General features: G+C 32.5%; 7 protein-coding genes and 1 riboswitch. All 7 genes read right to left on the minus strand.

What is annotated here, in order from left to right; all coding sequences use genetic code 11:
• Positions 1-690: an ABC transporter permease gene (locus BFN48_RS10795; RefSeq protein WP_069650919.1), complete on the minus strand. Its 690-nt coding sequence runs from the start codon at positions 688-690 to the stop codon at positions 1-3.
• Positions 691-823: 133 nt separating this feature from the next.
• Complete coding sequence (locus tag BFN48_RS10800; RefSeq protein ID WP_069650920.1) at positions 824-1,663, minus strand: ABC transporter substrate-binding protein; 840 nt, start codon at positions 1,661-1,663, stop codon at positions 824-826.
• A 322-nt stretch (positions 1,664-1,985) separates the two neighbouring features.
• Positions 1,986-2,106: riboswitch (molybdenum cofactor riboswitch) on the minus strand.
• Positions 2,075-2,857 (minus strand): formate dehydrogenase accessory sulfurtransferase FdhD, encoded by a 783-nt coding sequence (gene fdhD / locus BFN48_RS10805; RefSeq protein ID WP_176718872.1) that lies wholly within the window; start codon positions 2,855-2,857, stop codon positions 2,075-2,077. Its footprint overlaps the riboswitch before it by 32 nt.
• An 18-nt stretch (positions 2,858-2,875) precedes the next feature.
• A complete protein-coding gene (gene mobA / locus BFN48_RS10810) occupies positions 2,876-3,502 on the minus strand; it encodes a molybdenum cofactor guanylyltransferase (RefSeq protein WP_069650921.1) in 627 nt (208 codons plus the stop codon).
• A 10-nt stretch (positions 3,503-3,512) separates the two neighbouring features.
• On the minus strand, positions 3,513-4,001 hold the full coding sequence (locus tag BFN48_RS10815; protein WP_069650922.1) for a MogA/MoaB family molybdenum cofactor biosynthesis protein: 489 nt from the start codon (positions 3,999-4,001) through the stop codon (positions 3,513-3,515).
• A 54-nt stretch (positions 4,002-4,055) separates the two neighbouring features.
• Complete coding sequence (fdhF, locus tag BFN48_RS10820; RefSeq protein ID WP_083238912.1) at positions 4,056-6,728, minus strand: formate dehydrogenase subunit alpha; 2,673 nt, start codon at positions 6,726-6,728, stop codon at positions 4,056-4,058.
• Between the two features lie 18 nt (positions 6,729-6,746).
• Entirely contained in the window at positions 6,747-7,667 is a 921-nt protein-coding gene (locus BFN48_RS10825; protein WP_069650923.1) for an NADH-quinone oxidoreductase subunit G, read from the minus strand.
• Positions 7,668-7,729 lie beyond the last annotated feature (62 nt).

Here is a 7,729-nt window from a genome sequence, read left to right on the forward strand (position 1 = left end):
TCACTCCTCCTGAGTATAGGTGTAAATTATGTTATTAACTAAAAATGAAATTATTAATAATACAATTCCTAAAGCTATAGCCTTCGAATAATCCCCCATAGAATTAAACATAGCTATAGAAGTTGTAATAACTCTAGTGTACCCCTTTATATTACCTCCAACTATCATAACTGTACCAATCTCAGAAATAGCCCTTGAAAATCCAGTAATCACATTTAGTAATATATCTACTTTAAGCTCCCTTATTATCAAAATCAATATATCTATTCTATTTGCACCTAATGTAATTCCCAATTTTTCAATTTCCTTACCTCTGAATTTTGATAGATTATATGTTAATCCTAAAATTAGTGGTGTAACTAATAGTGTTTGAGCTATTATCATAGCCATAGGAGTATATAATAAGTTTAAAAAACCCAAAGGACCTCTCCTAGATAAAATAATTGCTACAATTAAACCAACTATAACCGATGGAATACTCATGAATGTGTAAAGAATCCTTGTAAATAATTTTTTACCCTTAAAACTTTTTAGCCCTAAAAAAATTCCTATTGGAACAGTAATTATTGAAGCTAAAACAGTAGAGGTAGAAGAAACAAATATTGATAACAATATTATTTGATACATCTCTCTATCAAAGCTTAATAAAAGCTTTATAGCTTCCTTTACCCCATCTAAAATATAATCCATCACTTCTACCTCCCTTTGTTAGTAGTTCGCTATTCGTCACTCGCTATTTGATATTCGATATGTCGGAAAGCCAATAGTCAATAATCTAATTTTACATTCCCTATCCCTGTTCTCTGTTTCTAGTACCCAGTACCTATTTTCTGCCATTTGGTATAAATAGAGGTACTTCAAACCTATCTTTACCGTATTCTCCAATTAACTTCTGTGTTTTATCTGAAAGCAGCCAGTTCATAAACATTTTTGCACCTTCTAAATTAATATTATCGTTTTTATTTGGATTAACTAAAATTATCCCATACTGATTAAACAGTCTATTATCTTTTTCTATTAATATACTTAAATTTATCTTATCCCTTAATTTTAAATAAGTAGCTCTATCTGTCAATGTAATAGCTCTCATTTCATCTGCCATCTTTAGCACATCACCCATTCCTCTACCTGCAGACACATACCAAGCACCCTCTGGTTCAATACCTGCTTCTCGCCATATTTTTAATTCCTTTTTATGTGTTCCTGAATTATCTCCTCTTGAGATAAATTTATACTTATTTTTTGCTATAGTTTTAAAAGCTTCAATTATATCATTAGATTTACCCATAAACTCTACTTCTAAATCTTTAGGTCCTACTAAAACAAAATCATTATACATAACATCATGCCTTTTAAGTCCATGTCCTTCTTTTACAAATTGTTCTTCATCTGATTTAGCATGTACTAATAATATATCTGCTTCACCGTCTCTTCCCATTTGTAACGCCTTTCCCGTACCTACTGCAATTACTTTTACTTTAATACCGGTTTCATCTTCAAATTTAGGTAATAAGTAATCTAATAACCCACTATCCCTAGTACTAGTTGTGGTAGCTAGTATTATGGTATTTGAATTGACTTTATTTTTTTCCTGAATATTACACCCTATTAATAAGACTAAAACTAATGCTATACTCAATAAAATGGTAAGTTTTCTATTCATCACCATATCCTCCTTTTAATAAGTTTTATAATTTCCTAAGTATTAGAACAAAATCTTCGATTTGAATAAATTAAAGAAGATTTTGTTGAAATCCATAAACGGAAATTATATTTAAAATTATCCACAATTCAATAAGGTCTATAACGACTCTGGCATGTAAGCATGCCAGATAAAGTTTCAATAAAATCAACATTAATTTTTTAAAAATATAAGATTTTATTATAATTTCCTATGGATTATAAAAAAACAGTCCCAGAAAGGACTGTTTAAGTTGCTGACAACTAATTTGGGTATAAAAACCCAACAGCATAAATATATGTTGTCAACTAACCCAAATTTTCCTTTCCAAACACGGGAGGCATAAAGATTTCTCCTTATACCCATCGGCTTAATATCCATAGCTTATCCACCTTAGGACATTAAGCTCGAAAAATTTGAATAGATATTCATTTTTTTACCTCTTGCAAACCCGATCAATGTAATATTAAGCTCTCTTGCTATATCTACAGCTAAACTAGTAGGAGCTGATCTTGAAATTAATACTGGTATCTGTCTCTTAGCAATCTTAATCAATATTTCAGAAGAAACCCTTCCACTGGTTAAAACCATTTTATCTTTCAAGTCTATATCATCTAGTAAAGCTCTGCCTAAAATTTTATCTAGAGCATTATGTCTTCCAATATCCTCTTCAAATAGTATCATTTTATCTTCTTGACACAATGCACAGCTATGAACTCCGCCAGTACTTGCGAAAAGCTCCGACTTTTTGTTGAATATTCTAATTAACTTTAAAATATTCTCTTTCTTTACTGTTATATTTCTCTTTATACTTTTGCTTTTAAATGAATCCATAACATTATAGAATATAGATCCTTTTCCGCATCCAGTAGTTATAGTTCTCTTACCATATAGCTTCTTTGCTAAAATATTTTTGTTTTTTGTATAAACATATGCATGTCCATTATCTTTATCTATTGTAATATTAGCTATATCTTCCTTCTTATTTACAATTCCTTCAGAATGTAAAAATCCTATAGCTAAATACTTAAGAGATTTAGGACTACATAGAAGTGTAACAAACTCTTCATCATTTATGAAAATGGTAAAAGGATACTCAACAACTATTATATCTGTATCATTTCTATTTTTTTCGTCGTTCAACCTAAGTATTTTATACTCTTTTACATTATCCATTCTATCAATCCTTTTAAATTATGTTAAACATTTAACCCCTATTCCCTTTTTCTCTTGCAATGTCTTAAATTTAGTAAGCTCTTGTATTGTATTTAAATTTATAAACATATCCCAATTAGGACTGAATTTACAAGCAATCATCTCGTTTACTATATAAAAATCTAGACTTTTAACTAATGAAAAAACCGACCTTTTCCCCCTATTAAGCTGACCTTCAATTGCAACTGTTATACTCTTCGAATAAAAGGCATTAAAAGGCTCTATCCAACCACCAACTTGTGTAACACAACCATGATAATTTCTGCTATTTAAACATTTTTTCATATGTTTGATATAGTCTATATTAATAACGGGCATATCACATGCTATAAAATACACATATTGACTTTTTGCATTCATTAAACCTGCATGTATCCCGCTTAAAGGTCCCATATCTTTTATAATATCAGACACAATTCTACAATCGACTTCACTATAATACTCCGGCTTATTAGATACAATAATTATGTCATCAAACTCATCTTTAAGCTTTTCAATAATCCATAAAATAAGCCTTCTACCATTTATATTTAATAGCTGCTTATCAAATCCCATTCTAGTACTTTTACCGCCAGCTAATATTACAGCGCTTCCAAATTTATTCATGTTAATCCCTCTATCTAGCACATTCACCTGTTTTACCGGTCATAATCTCTAGCCCATGATGCACAGCATCAATAATATATTCCAAAGACTCCCTTACTGCCTTGGGGCTTCCAGGTAAGTTAATGATTAAAGTTTTATTTCTTATACCTGAAATGCCACGGGAAAGCATAGCCCTAGAGGTTATCTGAAGGCTATAATACCTTATAGCCTCAGATATCCCTGGTGCAAGCCTGTCAATAGCTTTCCTCGTAGCTTCCGGTGTAACATCTCTAGTACTGAATCCAGTACCTCCTGTTGTTAAGATTAAATCAACACTTAATTCATCTGCCATATAAACTATTTCTTCATATATCATATTCTCTTCATCGGGAAGTACAATATATTTTTCTACCTGATAGCCTTTTTCTGTTACTATATCCTTTATAACTTTACCGCTTAAATCTTCTCTTTCTTTCTTATACCCCTTATCACTAGCAGTAATAATACCTACTTTAAACATTTTATCCACCCCAAAATTTAGAAATCTCCTCCTAATTTCACCTGTAAGTAATAATTATAATTTTTCAACTTTTACTGCACACACCTTAAGCTCTGGTATTTTAGCAATTGAGTCTAGTTCTGTATTAGTTAGGAAGTTAGCTGCACCATCTGCAAAGTGGAAAGGCATAAATACTACATCTTCATCTACAATGTCTGTAATTTTAACTTTAGTTGTAATTTCACCACGTCTTGATGTAACTTTTACCTTATCCCCATCATTAAGTCCAAGCTTATTAGCAGTAGCTGGATTTATTTCAATGTATGACTCTGGTGATAATTTGTTTAATCCTTCCACTCTACCTGTCATTGTTCTTGTGTGATAATGATATAATACCCTACCTGTAGTTAAAATAAACGGATATTCAGAATCAGGCAATTCTGCACTTTCTACATAATCAGTTGGCATAAATAAACCTTTACCCCTAGCACAGGAATCTTTGTGTAAATATTTAGTTCCTGGGTGGTCTTTTGTAGGGCATGGCCATTGTAATCCTACTTCTTCAATTCTATCGTAACTTATACCACCATATTGAGGTGTTACAGAAGCTATCTCATTCATTATCTCAGATGGATGTGAATACTTTTTATCGTATCCTAGCATATTCATTATATCCATCAATATTTCCCAATCAGGCTTTGATTCTCCAACTGGTTCTATAGCCTTTCTAACTCTCTGAACCCTTCTTTCTGTATTAGTAAACGTACCATCTTTTTCAGCAAAAGATGCGGCTGGTAAAACTACATCAGCAAGTTCTGCTGTTTCTGTTAAGAAAATATCTTGAACAACTAGAAAATCTAAATTTTCTAACGCTTTCTTAACATGATTTAAATCAGGGTCAGATACCATTGGATTTTCACCCATGATATACATGAATTTAATATTACCTTCTTCTGCTTCATGTATCATTTCTGGTATTGTTAAACCTACCTTTGATGATAGTTTAACTCCCCATGCCTTCTCAAACTTTTCTATTACCTCTGGTTTAAATACTTTTTGATATCCTGGTAAGTCTGCTGGTAATCCACCCATATCACAAGCACCTTGAACGTTGTTCTGACCACGTAATGGGTTAACTCCTGCTGATTCCTTGCCTACATTACCACATAATAATGCTAAGTTAGAAACAGCCATAACACCATGTGTGCCAGTTCTATGTTGAGTTATACCCATAGCATAATAAATTCCAGCTTTGTCGGCCTTAGCATATAGTCTTGCAGCCTTCCTAATATCTTCAGGGTCTCCACCACAAATTTCTCCTACTTTTTCAGGTGTATAATCTTTAACTAGTTTTTCTAATTCTTCATAGTTTTCCGTTCTTTGTTTAATATATTCTTTATCTTGTAGTCCTTCTTCTATAATTACATTCATCATACCATTAAATAGAGCTATATTTGTACCTGGTCTGATTTGTAAAAATACATCTGCATCCTTAGCTAAATCTATTCTTCTTGGATCTGCTACGATAATCTTAGCTCCTCTTAATTTAGCCTGCCTCATTTGAGCTCCAATTACTGGATGGTTTTCTGTTGTATTAGAACCTGTAACAAAAATTACATCAGCATTTACAATTTCCTCAATACTATTTGTCATAGCACCACTACCTAATGTAGTTGCAAGACCTGCAACTGTTGAGGAGTGTCAGAGTCGTGCACAGTGGTCAACATTATTTGTGCCGATTACACCTCTAAATAATTTTTGGAAAAGATAATTCTCTTCGTTTGTACACCTAGCAGAAGTAAGCCCTGCAAAAGCTTCTGAACCATATTTATCTTTAATTTCTTTTATTTTGTCAGTAATAAGTCTGTATGCTTCATCCCATGTCGACTCTACAAATTTACCATCCTTTTTAATTAATGGCTTTTTCAATCGATCGGGATGATTAACAAAGTTATATCCAAATTTGCCCTTTACACATAATAATCCATTGTTCGATGGACCATCTGCAGGCTGTACACCAACTATCTTATTATCTTTTACAAGCAAATCCATCTGACAACCAACACCACAATATGAACAAGTTGTTCTTACTTTTTTAGCCTCCCATAATCTAAATTTCTCCTTAGATTTTGGCATCAAAGCACCTACTGGACATACTGATACACAGTTACCACAAGATACACATATTGAATTTTCAATACCTTCTTCAAATGGAGTAGTTACATGCACCTTAAATCCGCGCTCACTAAATCCTATTGCATTAGTACATTGCAATTCTGAACAAACTCTAACACATTTACCGCACATAATGCATTTATTCTGGTCATTATAATAAAATGGGTTAGTATCATCAATAGGATACTTCTTTTTGTCCCCTTTAAAACTTGATTCCTTGATATCATACTCGTAACAATAATCCTGAAGCTTGCAATCTCCTGATTTTTCGCAAGTTAAACAGTCTAGTGGATGATTTGCAATGAGAAGCTCTAATATATCTTTCCTTGCTTTGATAACTCTATCACTATGAGTGTAAATTTCCATACCCTCTTCTACTTTAGTTGAACAAGCTGTAAGAAGATTTCTTCTTCCTACTACTTCTACAACACAAAGTCTACAAGCAGCATGAGGTTCTAATCTTTCATCATGACAGAGGGTAGGAATCTCAATTCCTATTTCTCTACATGCTTGAAGTATCGTTAAATCTTCTGATACTTCAACTTTCTTGCCGTTTATAGTAATATTAACCATAAAATCTACCCTCCCTGCTTAGCCTTTTATTTTTTCTGTTATTTCTTCTAGCCCTAGTGCTTTTTGCCAGTCTGTCTCAATAAACTTACCATTTTCCTTTATATATGGCTTATCAACTTTTTCTACGTTTACTAATTCTGTCCATAGTCTTCCTTTTAAACAAAGTGGTCTTCCCTCTCCTGGAGTTTTTGCTTTTACCGCAACAGCTTTACCATTTTTCTTGAGAACTTCAAAATCACAACCGTATTCACAAACCTTACATTTTACTATTTCTTTTTCAGCCTCCCAAGCTCTTACCTTATTCATATTCCTTCTATCAATTAATGCACCTGTTGGACATACTGCAACACATCTATTACAAGATACACATCTCGATTCTTCTAGTGAGTTATTTGCATCCGCAACTATTCTTGTTTCAAAGCCTCTATTAGCAAAAGATAGTACTGCTCTTTCATTTATTTGTGCACACGTTCTTACACATTTGCCACAAAGAATGCATTTACTTTCATCTCTTAATATATAAGGACTTGATGTATCCATTAGAGCTTTTCTTTTCTCTCCATTATGTTCTCTAAATTTAACATCATATCTATAAGCGTATTTTTGAAGTAAACACTCTCCGGCCTTTTCACAAGTTAAGCAGTCATTTGGATGATTATCCAATAATAATTGTAATATTTCTTTCCTTGTTTTGATTACTCTTTCACTTTCAGTATAAACTATCATTCCTTCAGCTACTTGTGTTGAACATGATGTCATCAATTTTGGGTTCCCTTCAATTTCAACTACACATAGCCTGCAAGAAGATACTACTTCTAAATTCGGATCATAACATAACGCAGGTATCTCAATTCCCAATTTTTCAGCCGCTTGAATAATAGTATAGTTTTCTGGTACAGTTACTTTGCGCCCGTCTATTATTAAAGTTATATTCTTCATATCTATTCCCCCTAAAGGCTACTTCTTAATAATAGCATTAAATGGACATTTTTCCATACAAG

This window comes from Caloranaerobacter ferrireducens (assembly GCF_001730685.1).
GTDB lineage: Bacteria > Bacillota > Clostridia > Tissierellales > Thermohalobacteraceae > Caloranaerobacter > Caloranaerobacter ferrireducens.

Bases quoted from the DNA above. Each gene is read 5' to 3' on its own strand.
- BFN48_RS10825 (WP_069650923.1), bottom strand. From the start codon at position 7,667: ATGAAGAATATAACTTTAATAATAGACGGGCGCAAAGTAACTGTACCA.
- BFN48_RS10795 (WP_069650919.1), bottom strand. From the start codon at position 690: ATGGATTATATTTTAGATGGGGTAAAGGAAGCTATAAAGCTTTTATTA.
- fdhD (WP_176718872.1), bottom strand. From the start codon at position 2,857: ATGGATAATGTAAAAGAGTATAAAATACTTAGGTTGAACGACGAAAAA.
- BFN48_RS10800 (WP_069650920.1), bottom strand. From the start codon at position 1,663: ATGAATAGAAAACTTACCATTTTATTGAGTATAGCATTAGTTTTAGTC.
- BFN48_RS10815 (WP_069650922.1), bottom strand. From the start codon at position 4,001: ATGTTTAAAGTAGGTATTATTACTGCTAGTGATAAGGGGTATAAGAAA.
- mobA (WP_069650921.1), bottom strand. From the start codon at position 3,502: ATGAATAAATTTGGAAGCGCTGTAATATTAGCTGGCGGTAAAAGTACT.